Here is a 15,379-nt window from a genome sequence, read left to right on the forward strand (position 1 = left end):
TTATCGACGTCCCTTGACGATCTTCTCCTGGTTGACGTCCTCTTCGGGAAGCTCCTCGACGACCTCAGACGAGAGCGATTCGCCCTCGCCAGTCTGGAACTCCGAAAGGAACGTGTCAACAGACGACTCGAGGCTCTCGACGACCTCGTCTGTCAGCTTGTTGGTCTCACGCAGCTGGTCGAGCACGTTCGTGTTGCGGCGAACGTACTCAAGAAGCTCACGCTCGAAGCGCAGCACGTCTTCGACAGGAACCGTGTCGAGCTTGCCCTTCGTTCCGGCCCAGATCGACACGACCTGCTCTTCTACCGGGTACGGAGAGTACTGCGGCTGCTTGAGCAGCTCGGTGAGGCGTGCGCCTCGCTCGAGCTGGCGACGGCTGGCCGCGTCGAGGTCAGAGGCGAACATCGCGAAAGCCTGAAGGGAACGGTACTGCGCAAGCTCAAGCTTGAGCGTTCCCGATACCGTCTTGATGCTCTTGACCTGAGCGTCACCACCGACACGAGACACCGAGATGCCGACATCGACGGCCGGGCGCTGGTTCGAGTTGAACAGATCAGACTGAAGGAAGATCTGACCATCGGTGATCGAGATCACGTTTGTCGGAATGTACGCCGATACGTCGTTTGCCTTAGTCTCGATGATCGGAAGACCGGTCATCGAACCCGCGCCAAGCTCATCCGAGAGCTTTGCGCAACGCTCGAGAAGACGAGAGTGCAGGTAGAAGACGTCACCGGGGTATGCCTCGCGGCCCGGCGGGCGACGCAGAAGCAGCGAAACGGCACGGTAGGCCTCAGCCTGCTTTGACAGGTCATCGAAGATGATCAGCACGTGCTTGCCGCCGTACATCCAGTGCTGGCCGATGGCCGAACCCGTGTAGGGGGCAAGGTACTTGAAGCCTGCAGGGTCGGATGCCGGTGAGGCCACGATCGTCGTGTACTCCAGTGCACCTGCCTCTTCGAGCGCGCCCTTGACCGAAGCAATCGTCGAGCCCTTTTGGCCGACGGCGACGTAGATGCAGCGAACCTGCTTGTCGGGGTCACCCGACTCCCAGTTGTCCTTCTGGTTGATGATCGTGTCGATCGCGAGAGCCGTCTTACCGGTCTGGCGGTCACCGATGATGAGCTGACGCTGTCCGCGGCCGACCGGGATCATGGCGTCAATCGCCTTGACACCGGTCTGAAGAGGCTCGTGCACGCTCTTGCGCTGCATCACGCCTGGAGCCTGAAGCTCCAGCTCACGACGTCCCTCTGTCGCAATCTCACCGAGACCGTCGATGGCATTGCCCAGCGGATCGACAACGCGACCAAGGTAGCCATCGCCCACAGGAACCGAGAGCACTTCGCCTGTTCGAGTGACTTCCATACCCTCGACAATTCCCGTGAACTCACCAAGGACGATCGCACCGATCTCGTCTTCTTCGAGGTTCTGCGCGAGCCCGAGCGTGCCGTCCGCGAAGCGGATGAGCTCGTTTGCCATCACGCCGGGCAGTCCCTCGACGTGCGCGATTCCATCACCGGCATCGGTGACGTAGCCAACTTCGGTCTTCGATGCCTTGTCGGGCTCGTAGGCCGAGACGAAGTCCTTGAGAGCATCCCGGATCTCATCGGGGCTGATCGTAAGTTCTGCCATCTTCTTCCCTATCTGTGCCGGGGATGTTCCCCGATAAGTGTATGAAACCGGTCTATCCGGCGAGCTTGAGTTTCAGGTCGCTCAGTCGCGAGGAAACGCTCGCGTCGATGACATCGTCACCGGCTTGAATGCGCATGCCGCCGACGAGCGTCGGGTCGACGACGAGATTGAACGTCACGTCACGACCGTATGTCGACGACAGACGTTCGCGAAGTCGGTCGAGCTGAGCATTGCCGAGCGAACCGGCACTCGTCACCGTCGCCACGATACGACCGCGCTGATCCGCCACGACTGCTGCAGCCCCGCGGAGCAGTTTTCCGATACGACGGCCGCGAGGCTGCTGAATCAGACGCGACACGATGATCACCGTTGCTTCCGACGCCTTTCCGCTCAGAAGCGTGGTGACGACGTCTGCTTTGCGTTCCGGGGCACCGAGCTTGGAACTCAATGCAAGCTCAAGCTCAGCATTGCGCGTCACTACTTGGCCGAACTGAAACAGCTCCGACTCGATTTGGGCATCGCCTGACGCGATAGCCGCCGCACGGATGCCGAGCTCTTCGACAGCGGCAAGCAAATCGTCTGCCGACGACCAACGAGCACCGGCAACGGTCTCAAGAAGCGACGCGACAGTGCTGTCGACGTGACCGCCGAAGACACGCCCCAGCACCTGCTTCTTGGTTTCGGCACTCTCTGCAGGGTCCGCGATCAGTGTGCGCAACTGCGCGGAATCGCCGAGAATGTGTCCTGCGTCGAGGAGAGACGCCGCGGAGGAGAGGTCGACGGAACCGGCAACGGCGTCCAGCGCCGCCACCGACTGAGCGAGTGCTTCTCTTGTTGCGCTACCCATTGCGGATTACTTATTCCCTGCTGTTGTCTTCTCAGAAGCCTCGAGGTCCTCGAGAAAGCGATCCACGACTGCGGTTGCCTTCTTGTCGTCGTTCAACGACTCGCCGATGACGTTGCTTGCCAGTCCGAGTGCAAGCGACCCGACTTCGCTCCGCAGCGACACCAGTGCAGATTGACGCTCTGCCTCGATCTGCGCGTGAGCACTGGTCGTGATGCGAGAAGCTTCCTCGGTAGCCTGGTCCTTGGCTTCCGTCACAATCTTCTTGCCGTCGTCCCGAGCACCCTCGCGGATGCGACCGGCCTCAGCGCGAGCATCGGCAAGCTGAGCCGTGTACTCCTCGAGTGCTGCCTCTGCCTTGCGCTGCGCTTCGTCGGCCTTGGCGATATTGCCCTCGATCGCTGCGCCACGTTCGTCAAGCATCACGTAGAGCTTGGGAAGGACAACCTTCCAGAACACGACGAGAACGATAACGAAGCACACAGCCGACCAGATGATGTCGTACGTCGCCGGGAGAATGGGGTTATGTGTTGCCCCATCCTCGGCCGCCGTCACAAATGTGTTCAGCATCATTCCTCCTTACGAGTGGTGAAAGAGGATCAGACGAAGATGTAGAAGGTCGCGATCCCGATGAAGGCGAGAGCCTCGGTGAAGGCGATACCAATCCACATCAGCACCTGGAGTCGGCCGGCGAGCTCAGGCTGGCGCGCGACACCCTCGATGGTCTTGCCGACGACGATGCCGATACCGATTGCCGGGCCGATGGCAGCGAGGCCGTAACCGACCGTTGCGATGTTTCCTTCAATTGCAGCGAGAACGGTTGTTGCGTCCACGTGTTTTCCTTCCGTGATGGTGAGCAGGCGGTTGCCGTGCCCGGTTAGTGTTCCTCAGCGACTGCGAGCTGAATGTAGACCGCAGTAAGAATCGTGAAGATGTATGCCTGAAGTACAGCGACAAGAACCTCGAACAGCGTGAACACGAGGCCAAACGCCAACGTGAATACTCCGACTGCCGAGAACCATCCGCTGAGCGAGATGATGAAGAACTGAGTTGCCGCGAAGAACAGCACGAGCAGCAAGTGCCCGACGATCATGTTCATCATGAGTCGCAGTGTCAGCGTGATCGGCCGGATGATGAACGTCGAGATGAACTCGATCGGCGTCACGATGATGTAGACCGGCCACGGGACGCCCGCGGGGAAAAGTGAGTTCTTGAAAAACCCGGCAGGGCTCTTCTTGATGCCGGCGTACACAAACGTCACCCACGAGACAATCGCGAGCACGAGAGGTACGCCGATGACCGAGGTTCCGGCGATATTCAAGAACGGTATGATGCCCGTCAGGTTCATCGCGAGCACCATGAAGAACATGGTTGACAGAATCGGCAGGAACCGCTTGGCATCGACCTTGCCCAGAAGGTCTTCAGCGATGCTCACTCGAACGAAGTCGAGGCCCATCTCAACCAGGCTCTGGAAACGGCCCGGTACGACCTTCATGCGACGCGTGCCGAGCCAGAACAGAAGCACGACAACGAGGACTGCAATGAAGCGGATCAGAATGATCCGGTTGATCTCAAAAGGGGTGTCTGCGAAGAGCAGCACATCGGGAAAGAACTCGTCGATCGAAGGAGAGTGGAATCCACCATCGTCGGCGGTCGGCACGAGCAGGTTCACAGCGTTCGCTATCAGCGCTATCTCCTGGATTTCAGAGCAATGAGCAAGGCTCACGCTACGTTCGATCGGTGGGAAAGACGCCATACCCGGCAGCCGTAGGCACACACCCGGCAGGGAGAATCTTTGTCTACTTTAGCAAACCTTAGGGCATTCTACGAATCGTAGAAGTGTCTAATCATCACGACTTTCATCGTTCGGCAATGTATCGTCGCTCACATAGGGCACGCGCACCTTTGCGACGACGACGCCGTCAACGACGAGTGACCCGATCACTCCCGCGATCACCGAAAGAAAGAAGATGGTGTCGTTTACCCATTCCTGTTGCTTCACCGCCCACGCGAGAACCAGGAAAACGACGAATTTCACAAGCCATCCGCCCATGACGCCCGCGAAAAAGATGGGAACGAAAAGATCGCTTCCGGCCTTTCGGTTTGCCAAGAGGATGCTAACGGCGGTGACGCTCAGGAAGACCAGCGCGACAACCGCCCCGAGCAGAGCGCTGACAAGTCCGCGTGATCCATCGACGAAGACGCCGACGATACCGCCGACGACGGCAATGATCGCAGTAACGGCTGCACCCCATATGAGGCTGGCACGGAAAACGGGATTGGAAGTCATGATGACGGCCCTTCGGTACGCGAAGCGGGGCCCGCTTCGCGACTGTGGTTGTCGGCGGCTGCGTTGTCAAGAGGGTCATGCTCGCGCTGGGTGACGCTCGTTTCCTGGTCTGGAGTGAGCTGCGCTTCCACTTCGTGACGCTTCCGCCTCCCCAGAGGTGCGAATGTCGCAACCGTGCATGCGACGACACCTGCGAGGAAGAAGATCAGCGCGTACCAATAGGAGTCGAAGAGAAAGAGGAAGAGGCAGGGCACCGAAATGACGACGGTCCATGAATAAAAGATCAGCACAGCGTGCAGTTCAGAGTGGCCCATGTCGATGAGACGATGGTGCAGGTGCAACCGGTCTGCGCTGAACGGGCTCTTGCCCGCGCGAAGCCGACGGAACACCGCAAGGCTGAAGTCCACGAGCGGCACCACGAGAATCGTGATCGGCAAGAGCAGCGGAATGAACGCACCGACAAGCTGCGAGCCGCCGAGCCCACCGTCGTCGCCCCCGTTCTCAACCGCAGAGGGGTCGATCTGGCCAGTGATCGAGATGGCAGACGTCGCCATCAGTAGTCCGACAAGAAGCGCGCCCGCGTCCCCCATAAACATCTTCGCTGGATGCCAATTCAACGGAAGAAAGCCAGCACAGACGCCGAGCAGAACAGCCGAGATGAGCAGCGAGAGATTGAAGTAGTTGTACTGGCTCACTGTGCGAACAAGTAGGTACCCGTAGACGAAGAACACGCCGTTGGCAATGAGAGCCACACCGCCGACTAACCCGTCTAGTCCATCGATGAAGTTCACCGCATTCATGACAAGCACGATCGTGAAGACAGTGAGGATGAAAGACATCCAGCTAGAGCCGACGGTTCGTCCGGCGATCGGAAGGGAATAGATCTGCACGCCGAGCCAGGCAATCAGCCCTGCAGCGAGAAACTGCCCGGCGAGTTTGATCATCCAGTCGAGGTCAACGAGATCATCGACGATCCCGAGCGCGACGATCAGAAGCGTCGCCCCGAGTATCGCGAGGATTGGCCCCGGTTCATCGAAGACCACACCGAAGAACGGGTTGAATGAGGCGATCAGCATTGCGGCCGCCACACCGAAGAACATTGCCACTCCACCGAGACGCGGAGTCGGACGCGAGTGCATATCCCGCTCCCTGATGGGCGGGTACAGCTTAAAGCGCAGAGCGAACTTGTAGACCGCCAGTGAGAGCACCCACGTGATGATCATGGCCGCTAGGGCAATGAGCGCATACTGACGCATTAATCGTCCTAGTCGTTCGCAAGACGGTCGCCGAGGACCTCACGAAGCTGTTCGAGCGAGATGACTCCCTCGCGGAGAATTGTTGCTTGCCCATCGTCGACGGTGAGTGCCGTGGCGTCAACGATCGTCGACGGAACGCTCTTTCCATTGCCGGCATCCAGATAGATCCCTACGCTGTCGCCGAGCATCTCGTGTGCGGCAGCGGCTGACTCCGCGGGTGCCAGGCCCGTCTTGTTCGCACTGGACACCGCGAGCGGTCCGCTTTCACGCAGAAGCTCGAGAGTAATCTCGTTGTCCGGCATGCGCAGCGCGACGGTACCGTCAGTCTCCCCGAGGTCCCAGACCAGAGACTGCTGAGCAGGAAGGATGACCGTGAGTCCTCCGGGCCAGAACTCCTCCACCAGTCGCGTGACGAGCTCGGGCACGACAGACGCGAGCGCTGTCAGCGTGTCTGTCCCCGACACGAGAACGGGTGGCGGCTGCTGGCGCGTGCGGCCCTTGGCATCAAGTAGACGCTGAACCGCTGCGGGATTGAACGCGTCGGCGGCGATGCCGTAGACGGTGTCGGTGGGGAGCACAACGAGCTCGCCGCGACCAAGCGTGGTGCGCGCGAGCCGCATTCCAGTGAGAAGCTCTGAATCAACAGAGCAGTCGTAGACGTTCGACATCGCCTGCGATTGTATCGCGACGACCGTGTGAGGATGCCGCGTGTGCCACGCACCGGCATCCTCACCTGAGTCGGCGTCAGCGTCTGCCCGATTTGCGCCGGAACATCAGACTGCTCCAGATGACCGCAATGACAAGGATCCCGACGCACCAGAGAATCGCGATGAGAACGTTCCAGCCCACGTCACCGCTGCCGAGGAGCGCACGTATCGATTCGATGACGGGTGTGATCGGCTGATTCTCGGCCACCCATTGCAACCACGTCGGCATCGTCTCGACGGGGACGAACGCGCTCGAGAGGTACGGAAGAAAGAGGAGAACGAATCCGTAGGCGTTCGCCGCTTCGGGGCTTCCCGCAACGAGCCCGATCGCCGCGAACAGCATGGTGATCGTCAAGATGTAGGTAGCGATGATCGCAAGGGCCCCCAACCATCCGACCACGTCCGCCGAAGGTCGAAATCCTGTCAGCAACCCAACGAGAACGACGACAGCTGTCGCGACGAGATTGCGCAGCACGCTTGCCACGACGTGTCCGGTGAGAACAGCGCTACCGCGAATGGGCATTGTGCGAAAGCGATCGATGATGCCCGTCTTCATGTCGCCAGCGACGAGCGTTGCAGTGGATGAGGCGCCGAACCCGGCGCACATGATAATGATCCCCGGCACGATGTACGAGACGTACCCGTCGCGCCCGGCGACGTTCATCGCCCCTCCGAACACGAACACAAAGAGGCCCATCATGAAGACGGGGAGCAAAATCGCCATCAGCAGTCCTTCGCCATCGCGAAGGGAATGCCGGATGCTGCGACCGATGAATGTGAGATCGGCGTTGTTCGGCCGCGGAAGCTGAGTATGCCGCGTCATGCTCATTGTCACGATGCGACTCCTTCAAGTGGTCGAGTGGAGGAATGCTCGGTGCCGCTGTCGCTCGTGACCGAAAGGAAGACGTCGTCGAGCGTCGGCCTCCTGATCGTCACAGTTCCGACGTTCCCGTCAGGAACTGTGGAGAGCACCCGTACGACGTCCCGCGGCGTACCGTCGGTATGAACCTCCTGAATGACATCGCCGTGCTCGTCGCGCACTTCGACGACGTCGCTGCCCACTTGCGCTTTGAGCCGAGATGGCGTGCCCGATGCCACCACTCTGCCCCGGTCGAGCACGGAAATCATGTCCGCGAGGGTGTCTGCCTCATCGAGATACTGCGTCGTGAGCAGGATCGTCACACCGTCGTTGCGCAGGCGCTCCACCTCGTCCCACAGTGCGCGCCTGCTTCGGGTGTCGAGCCCGGTCGTTGGTTCATCGAGGAAAATGATTGGAGGTGAGCAGATCAGGCTGATCGCCAGGTCAAGCCTTCGGCGCATTCCCCCTGAGAACGTGCTCACTCGCTTTCCCGCTGCGGCTGTGAGCGTGAAGCGTTCAAGAAGTTGCTCCGTGCGTTCGCGCGCCGCTGGACGTTTCAGCCCGAGCAGTCCCGCCATCATTCTGAGGTTCTCACGCGCCGTGAGCACGTCGTCGACGGCGGCATACTGTCCGGTGACGCTGATCCGACGCCTGACATCTGCGGCTTGGGTGACGACGTCATACCCGTTCACCGATGCGGAGCCGGAGTCGGGCCTCGCCAACGTCGTCAATGCATTGATCAGGGTCGTCTTTCCCGCTCCGTTTGGTCCGAGCACCGCGTGGATCGTGCCTGCCGGAACAGCGATGTCTATGCCGTCGAGAACAATCTGATTTCCAAAGCTCTTCGTGAGCCCGCGTACATCGATCGCGTACTCCATCGCCTCACCTTTCGTATTCCGCACCGTCCGCTTGACTGCGTACGACGCATACTGTTTATGCTGTACACATTGTGTATAACACACACAGTTTATGTCGTAAACACTTTCTCGATAGACTGTGACGACGACGAAGGGACGACAGGATGTCAGCAAGCCACGATTACCCGCTTCCGCGCGCCGTTGCCTTGGCCTGGGGCGTCGCGGCGGACCCTCAGCGGGGGCCGAAACGTGGGCTGAGCATCGAGCGCATCGTCGAAACGGGTATAGAGATCGCCGACGAGGGTGGGCTCGAATCCGTCTCAATGAGCGCGATCGCCAGCCGCCTCGACTTCACGACGATGTCGCTGTACCGATACGTGACGGCAAAAGACGAGCTCATCGTGCTGATGGGCGAGCAGGCGCTCGGTGTGCCGCCCGAGCAGCCAGACCCTCCCCTGCCCTGGCGAGAAGGTCTCGGCCAGCTCACAACCGCGATGCTCGCCGCGTACACCGATCACCCGTGGTTGATCGACGTTCCGATCAGCGGCATCCCGGTGACCCCCAATGAACTCGCGTGGCTCGACCAGGGGCTCGCCTTCCTCGAGGGCACCGCACTCGATCACGCGCAGCGCGTCTCGATCACGCTCATGCTGAGCGGATTCGCTCGGTGGAAGGCGACGGTGTACCGAGGTTACGACATCGCCAGTTCGTCACGTGGGTCAACACCGGACGAACTCGATGCCGTCGCGAATGAACTGATGCACGAACTCATCACAGACGATCGCTTTCCCGCCCTCGCTCCTGCGTTGCGCGCCGGGGCGCTCGGCGCAGACACACCCGACCCGTTTGCCTTCGCGCTTGAGCTCTTTCTCGACGGGGTTGAATCCGCTGTACAGACCGCAGCAAGCGATACGCCGTTTCCTGAGCCACCCACGACACCAGCCCCTGCCCCTCCGAAAGACAAAGCCGTGCGAGAGGCAGCACGCATTCGCCGCGAATCGGAGAGCGCTCTGCGGGAGGCACGGCGCAAAGAGGCTGAAGCCATCGCGAAGTCACGGGAGCGCGCTGCAAAGGCAGCGAAGTCCCGCTAACGGCTATGCCCGGACTGCCGTTGTCGCTCGATCACGCATCGTGAAGTCGGGGAACGTGGCCGGGGCCCGCCAGCCGTCCGCCGCGAGAATCGCGCGTATCGCCTCGCCCTGCCGCTCACCGTGCTCGATCACGAGGGTTCCGCCGGGGTGCAGCAGACGTGCTGCTGTGCTGGAGAGCGCGCGCACCACGTCGAGCCCATCCTCTCCCCCGTAAAGCGCTGCCGCTGGGTCGAAGAACCGCACTTCGGGGTCAAGCGGAACCGCGGCGTCGGGAATGTATGGAGGGTTAGAGATGACGACGGATGCTGTGCCGTTCAGCTCGGGGAGGGCATCGCCGAGGTCGTCGAAGACAAGCCTCGCATTGGGTGCGCCGACCCTGCGTGCGTTTTCCGACGCCCAGAGAAACGCGTCGACCGAATTCTCCACGGCATAGATACGGGCCGATGGCACTTCGAGAGCCATCGACAGCGCAATTGCGCCGCTCCCCGTACCCAGGTCGATCGCAACCGGTGACGAATGAGGGAGAGCGAGAAGAGCGTCGATAGCGATCTGCGTCACCTGCTCGGTTTCGGGGCGAGGAACGAACACACCGGGCCCGACCCGCAATTCAAGCCGGCGAAACCCTGCAACTCCCGTGATGTGCTGCAGCGGCTCGCGTGTCGCTCGGCGGCGAACAAGATTCTCCACAAGCTCGACGTCTCGCGTCAGCATCCGTCGCCCGGTCAGTCGTGCAGCCTGAACTTCTCCGCGTCCCAGTCGAAGAACGTGGCCGACCAGTAGCTCGGCGTCAACGTCGGCCGTCGCGATTCCCGATCGTGAAAGTGCGGTCGCTGCTGCATCGAGAACGTCAGGAACTGTGCGATTCGGTGGCAGCATGACACGCTTTCAATCGGGATATCGGCGCTCACAAGCCTAACCTCGACCTGACGCGCAGCGTCACAGTTGTGCTGTCGTTGCCTGATGAGACTAGTCTCGACAGAACACCATTAAACTTGTAGCTAAAAGTATCGAAGGAGAGGTCCCGTGACAGGAAAGATTCACGCGAACATCACGGAGGCGTTTGGGAACACCCCGCTCGTCACGCTCGGCCGCACTGCGAGCGGCGTCTCAGCACAGGTACACGCCAAGCTGGAGTTCTACAACCCGGCCGGCAGTGTGAAAGATCGCATCGGCATCGCCATTCTCGACGCGGCAGAGGCCGCGGGCGATCTGAAGCCTGGCGGCACAGTCGTCGAGGGAACCAGCGGAAACACCGGAATCGCACTGGCCTCCGCCGGCGCGGCGCGCGGCTATCGCGTCGTACTCACAATGCCCTCGTCAATGAGCATGGAACGTCGCATCCTGCTGCGCGCATTTGGAGCAGAGCTCGTGCTGACCGACCCTGCAGCCGGAATGCGCGGCGCCGTCGAAAAGGCGGAGGAAATCGCCGCGGAAACACCGGGGGCGATTCTCGCCCGTCAGTTCGAAAACCAGGCGAACGCCGATATCCACCGAACAACGACCGGTGAGGAGATCTGGCGCGACACCGATGGCAACGTCGACATTTTTGTCGCCGGCATCGGAACCGGCGGCACGATAACGGGCGCCGGGCAAGCGCTCAAGGCGCACAATCCTGACATTCAGGTCGTCGCCGTCGAGCCCGCGGATTCTCCCATTCTCAGCGGTGGCAAAGCCGGTCCGCACAAGATTCAGGGACTTGGAGCGAATTTCGTTCCGAGTGTTCTCGACACCGAGGTCTATGACGAAGTGCTCACCGTCGGCGTCGACGATGCGGTGAAAACAGCCCGGACGCTCGCAACTGACGACGGCATCCTTGCAGGAATCTCGTCTGGCGCTGCCGTCTGGGCGGCGCTGCAAGTCGCTGCACGCCCCGAGAACGCCGGGAAAAACATCGTGGTCGTCGTTCCTGATTTCGGCGAGCGGTATCTCTCGACGTTCCTCTACGAGGATCTCCGCGACTGACAATGGGGTTCTGGACCCGCATTCGCGAGGACATCACTGCAGCTCGTGTTCACGACCCCGCGGCTCGGGGCGCGTTTGAGATCGCCGTCGTTTACTCGGGCCTGCATGCAATCTGGTGGTACCGCTTCAACCATCGGCTCTGGGATCGCGGCCTCAGGCTGCCTGCGCGCATCGGCTCGCAGGCAGCCCGCGCAATCACCGGAATCGAGATTCACCCGGGGGCCAAGATCGGCCGACGCCTGTTCATCGACCATGGCATGGGAGTTGTCATCGGCGAAACTGCGCAACTTGGCGACGATGTGATGCTCTATCACGGCGTGACTCTCGGCGGAAAAGGCGGCGGCAAGGGCAAGCGTCATCCGACCCTCGGTGACGGCGTCACCGTCGGTGCGGGAGCGAAAGTGCTCGGCCCCGTCATGATCGGCGGCGGCAGCATCGTCGGGGCGAATGCCGTCGTGACAAAGGATGCTCCACCGCACTCAATCGTCGTGGGAGTTCCGGCGCGCGCCCGACCACGCGTCGCAGGCGAGCGCTACGGCCTCGTCGAACCCGACTATCACATCTAGATGGTCAGCCGTTGTCGGCGAGGTGAGTGAGACGCGCTTCTTCGTCAGACTGAATGCATGACTCGATCACCGAGTCGAGATCGCCATTCATCACGTGATCGAGATTGTATGCCTTGTAACCGGTGCGGTGGTCGGCAATACGGTTCTCGGGGAAGTTGTACGTTCGAATGCGCTCGGAACGATCCATCGTGCGAATCTGGCTCTTGCGAGCGTCGGATGCTGCAGCATCCAGTTCTTCTTGTTTTCTCGCGAGTAGTCGAGCCCTGAGCACGCGCATTGCCGCCTCACGGTTCTGAATCTGACTCTTTTCGTTCTGCATCGATACAACGATCCCGGTCTCGATGTGCGTGATGCGCACAGCCGAATCCGTTGTGTTCACCGATTGGCCGCCCGGGCCAGATGAGCGAAAAACATCGACACGAATGTCGTTCTGGCTGATCTCGACTTCTTCTGGCTCATCGACCTCGGGAAAGACAAGCACACCGGTTGTCGATGTATGAATGCGGCCCTGGGACTCAGTGACAGGAACTCGCTGCACGCGATGCACTCCGCCCTCGTACTTCAGGTGAGCCCAGACGCCCTCAGCGGGATCGTTCGACGAACCCTTGATCGCCACCTGAACGTTCTTGTATCCGCCCAGATCGGATTCATCGCGTTCGAGGAGCTCCGTCTTCCACCCCTTCGACTCAGCGTAGTGAAGGTACATGCGCAGCAGATCAGCGGCAAAGAGTGCGCTCTCGGCACCCCCCTCGCCTCCCTTGATCTCCATAATCACATCACGGCCATCGTCGGGGTCTCTCGGGACCAAGAGTCGCCGAAGTTTCTCCTCTGCCTCAGCAAGCTCCTCTTCGAGCGCCGGCACCTCGTCTGCGAAAGCATCGTCTTCCTTCGCCAGCTCTTTCGCTGCAGCCAGATCATCCTGAGCGCTGGTCCACGCGGAATGCGAGGCGATGATCTTGGAGAGCTCCGCGTACCGCCGGTTAATCTTGCGAGACCGTGCCGGGTCAGCATGTACGGCCGGGTCGGCCAGCTGCTCTTGAAGATCGGCGTGCTCGTCGATGAGAGCTGTCACTGATTCAAACATTTCTTATTCCGTTTCGTGAGGTCGAATGAAACGAGAGAGCCCGCCTGCTCCGCGATACCCCCCAGAGGTCACACGGAGCAAACGGGCTCATCAGTCAGCTAGCGGTGGTCGCGCTCGTGTCCGTTCGTCGCCGGTTGGGGCATCGACTTTTGCATTTGCACAAGAAACTCGACGTTCGACGACGTTTCCTTGAGCTTGCCCAGCACGACTTCGAGCGCCTGCTGTGTGTCAAGGCCGGCGAGGGCACGACGCAGCTTCCATGTCACCTTCACTTCGTCCTGCGCGAGCAGCATCTCCTCGCGACGCGTCGACGATGCGTTGACATCGATCGCCGGGAAGATGCGCTTGTCCGCAAGCTGACGCGAAAGGCGCAGTTCGGAGTTGCCCGTCCCCTTGAACTCCTCGAAGATCACTTCGTCCATCTTGGAACCGGTCTCGACAAGTGCAGTCGCGAGGATCGTGAGCGATCCGCCGTTCTCAATGTTCCGTGCGGCACCGAAAAACCGCTTCGGCGGGTAAAGCGCCGCAGCATCGACACCACCCGAGAGCACACGACCGCTCGTGGGAGCCGAGATGTTGTAGGCGCGACCCAGGCGAGTGATGGAATCGAGAAGAACGACGACGTCGTGTCCGAGCTCTACGAGACGTTTGGCACGCTCAATGGCCAGCTCAGCGACGGTCGTGTGGTCTTCAGCAGGGCGGTCGAATGTCGAAGCAATGACTTCACCCTTGACCGTACGCTGCATGTCCGTGACCTCTTCGGGACGCTCGTCGACGAGAACAACCATGAGGTGAACCTCCGGGTTGTTCGCCGCGATGGCATTGGCCACCTGCTGCAGAACGATCGTCTTCCCCGCCTTGGGAGGCGCCACGATGAGTCCGCGCTGTCCTTTGCCCACTGGCGCGATAAGGTCGATCAGGCGCTGTGTGAACTTGCCCTGCTCCGTCTCCATGCGCAGGCGCTCCTGCGGGTACAGCGGAGTCAGGTCGCCGAACTGCACGCGGTCGGCCGCCTCATCGACGCTCTGGCCGTTGACGCTGTCAACCTTGACGATCGCGTTGTACTTCTGCCGAGAGTTGTGCTCGCCCTCACGTGGCTGGCGCACAGCTCCGACGATAGCGTCGCCCTTTCGCAGGTTGTACTTCTTGACCTGGCCGAGTGAGACGTATACGTCGCTCGCGCCGGACAGATATCCGGTCGTGCGCACGAATGCGTAGTTGTCGAGCACATCAAGGATTCCGGCGATCGGAACCAGCACGTCGTCTTCGGTGATCTCCGGCTCGACGTCATCGTTCTGACCACGCTTGCGGTCCCGATAACGGCCCCGGCCGCGGCCGCCCTGGTCGTCGTTCTTTCCGTCAGTGCGATTACCGTCGTTGCGGTCGCCGCGCCCCTGCTGGCGATCGTCGTTTTGGTTGTCGCCCCTGTTGTTGCGGTTGCGGTTACGGTTACGTCCGCGTCCTCGCTCGTCGTTGGTATTGCCGCTCTGGGCATCGGAATCAGATGTGTCGTCTGACTTCGCATCGTCGTTCGACGACTGCCTGCCATCGCTCTCTGCCTGCTTCGAACCGTTTTGGCCATTGTGGCCATTGCTCTGGCCGCTCTGGCCGTTCGAATCTGAGTTGTCGTCGTCGCCTTTTCGGCCGCGACGGCGGCCGCCGCGCTTCCCGTTCTTCTTCTCGCGCTGCTCGACGCCGTCAGCGGCGTCCTGCGTAGCGGGCGCGTCGTCGGAAGCTGCGTTGTCAGATGGTGTGGTGCCGGAAGCAGTCTCACCGCCCGTATTCTCGCTGCGACTGGCGGAGCGCTGAGACGACCGCGTCCGGCTCTGCGTTCCTGCACGGGGCTCGTCGAGAACGGACTCCGCTGCCTGCTCGGGAGTCGTTCCCTCGGGAACAGTCGGCGTCGCCGTATCGCTGTCGGCCGAGTTCGGCGTCGCCGGCTCGATGATCGGAGTCGACACGCGTCGTGATGCGCGTTTGGCCGGCTGCTTTTCCTGCGATGCAGCGGCGGCCTGCGTGTCTGCCGGTCGGGAAGCAGTGTTGCTTCCGCCGCCCTGCTTCTCGGTTATCGCCGCAACAAGCTCGCCTTTGCGGAGCTTTGAAGCGCCCTGAACCCCAAGGCTGACGGCAAGCTTCTGAAGCTCGGCGACCTTGAGCGTCTGGATGTTGGTACCGCGGTCCGCGCCGTCTGCGCGGGTTCCTGCGTCTGTCACTGGAGAGTATTCCTTTCTCAG

At 61.0% G+C, this 15,379-nt stretch carries 16 protein-coding genes; 3 read left to right on the forward strand and 13 right to left on the reverse strand.

All coding sequences use genetic code 11. The features are described from left to right. From atpA to HCR76_RS10270, 10 genes are all read right to left on the reverse strand, one after another. Positions 1-1,629, reverse strand: coding sequence for a F0F1 ATP synthase subunit alpha (atpA, locus tag HCR76_RS10225; protein ID WP_166992506.1), 1,629 nt, complete (start codon positions 1,627-1,629; stop codon positions 1-3). Between the two features lie 52 nt (positions 1,630-1,681). Further along, the gene (locus HCR76_RS10230; RefSeq protein WP_166992503.1) at positions 1,682-2,476 is read right to left on the reverse strand and encodes a F0F1 ATP synthase subunit delta; all 795 of its coding nucleotides are present in this window, start codon (positions 2,474-2,476) and stop codon (positions 1,682-1,684) included. 6 nt (positions 2,477-2,482) lie between these two features. Further along, positions 2,483-3,043, reverse strand: a complete 561-nt coding sequence (locus tag HCR76_RS10235) for a F0F1 ATP synthase subunit B (RefSeq protein WP_166992672.1) — start codon at positions 3,041-3,043, stop codon at positions 2,483-2,485. 29 nt (positions 3,044-3,072) lie between these two features. Then, entirely contained in the window at positions 3,073-3,306 is a 234-nt protein-coding gene (atpE, locus tag HCR76_RS10240; RefSeq protein ID WP_098407340.1) for an ATP synthase F0 subunit C, read from the reverse strand. 44 nt (positions 3,307-3,350) lie between these two features. Beyond that, entirely contained in the window at positions 3,351-4,145 is a 795-nt protein-coding gene (gene atpB / locus HCR76_RS10245; RefSeq protein WP_166992669.1) for a F0F1 ATP synthase subunit A, read from the reverse strand. Between the two features lie 171 nt (positions 4,146-4,316). Next, a complete protein-coding gene (locus HCR76_RS10250) occupies positions 4,317-4,763 on the reverse strand; it encodes a Cg1360 family ATP-synthase-associated protein (RefSeq protein ID WP_166992500.1) in 447 nt (148 codons plus the stop codon). Further along, positions 4,760-6,019, reverse strand: coding sequence for an MraY family glycosyltransferase (locus tag HCR76_RS10255; RefSeq protein WP_166992497.1), 1,260 nt, complete (start codon positions 6,017-6,019; stop codon positions 4,760-4,762). The genes HCR76_RS10250 and HCR76_RS10255 overlap by 4 nt, the downstream gene beginning before the upstream one ends. An 8-nt stretch (positions 6,020-6,027) precedes the next feature. Further along, the gene (locus HCR76_RS10260; protein WP_166992494.1) at positions 6,028-6,687 is read right to left on the reverse strand and encodes an L-threonylcarbamoyladenylate synthase; all 660 of its coding nucleotides are present in this window, start codon (positions 6,685-6,687) and stop codon (positions 6,028-6,030) included. Positions 6,688-6,763: 76 nt separating this feature from the next. Beyond that, the gene (locus HCR76_RS10265) at positions 6,764-7,555 is read right to left on the reverse strand and encodes an ABC transporter permease (protein WP_166992666.1); all 792 of its coding nucleotides are present in this window, start codon (positions 7,553-7,555) and stop codon (positions 6,764-6,766) included. Between the two features lie 2 nt (positions 7,556-7,557). Then, entirely contained in the window at positions 7,558-8,463 is a 906-nt protein-coding gene (locus HCR76_RS10270; RefSeq protein ID WP_166992491.1) for an ATP-binding cassette domain-containing protein, read from the reverse strand. A 143-nt stretch (positions 8,464-8,606) separates the two neighbouring features. Here HCR76_RS10270 and HCR76_RS10275 point away from each other — a divergent pair, with 143 nt between their 5' ends. Then, positions 8,607-9,533, forward strand: a complete 927-nt coding sequence (locus HCR76_RS10275; RefSeq protein WP_166992488.1) for a TetR/AcrR family transcriptional regulator — start codon at positions 8,607-8,609, stop codon at positions 9,531-9,533. 3 nt (positions 9,534-9,536) lie between these two features. On the opposite strand, the gene prmC is transcribed toward HCR76_RS10275, so the two are convergent. Further along, entirely contained in the window at positions 9,537-10,409 is an 873-nt protein-coding gene (prmC, locus tag HCR76_RS10280; RefSeq protein ID WP_166992485.1) for a peptide chain release factor N(5)-glutamine methyltransferase, read from the reverse strand. Positions 10,410-10,556: 147 nt separating this feature from the next. On the opposite strand from prmC, the gene cysK reads away from it, so the two are divergent. Then, positions 10,557-11,495, forward strand: a complete 939-nt coding sequence (cysK, locus tag HCR76_RS10285) for a cysteine synthase A (RefSeq protein ID WP_166992482.1) — start codon at positions 10,557-10,559, stop codon at positions 11,493-11,495. 2 nt (positions 11,496-11,497) lie between these two features. Next, positions 11,498-12,061 (forward strand): serine O-acetyltransferase EpsC, encoded by a 564-nt coding sequence (epsC, locus tag HCR76_RS10290; protein WP_166992480.1) that lies wholly within the window; start codon positions 11,498-11,500, stop codon positions 12,059-12,061. Positions 12,062-12,065: 4 nt separating this feature from the next. Here the strand turns inward: epsC and prfA are convergent, their stop codons facing one another. Together prfA and rho are read right to left on the reverse strand one after the other, a co-directional pair. Beyond that, positions 12,066-13,145 carry a peptide chain release factor 1 gene (gene prfA, locus HCR76_RS10295; protein ID WP_166992478.1) on the reverse strand — a complete coding sequence of 360 codons (1,080 nt, stop codon included), beginning with the start codon at positions 13,143-13,145 and terminating at the stop codon, positions 12,066-12,068. A 98-nt stretch (positions 13,146-13,243) separates the two neighbouring features. After that, positions 13,244-15,358, reverse strand: a complete 2,115-nt coding sequence (rho, locus tag HCR76_RS10300) for a transcription termination factor Rho (RefSeq protein ID WP_166992476.1) — start codon at positions 15,356-15,358, stop codon at positions 13,244-13,246. Between the last annotated feature and the right edge of the window lie 21 nt (positions 15,359-15,379).

It is taken from the genome of Paramicrobacterium chengjingii, from assembly GCF_011751765.2.
GTDB classification, from domain to species: domain Bacteria; phylum Actinomycetota; class Actinomycetes; order Actinomycetales; family Microbacteriaceae; genus Paramicrobacterium; species Paramicrobacterium chengjingii.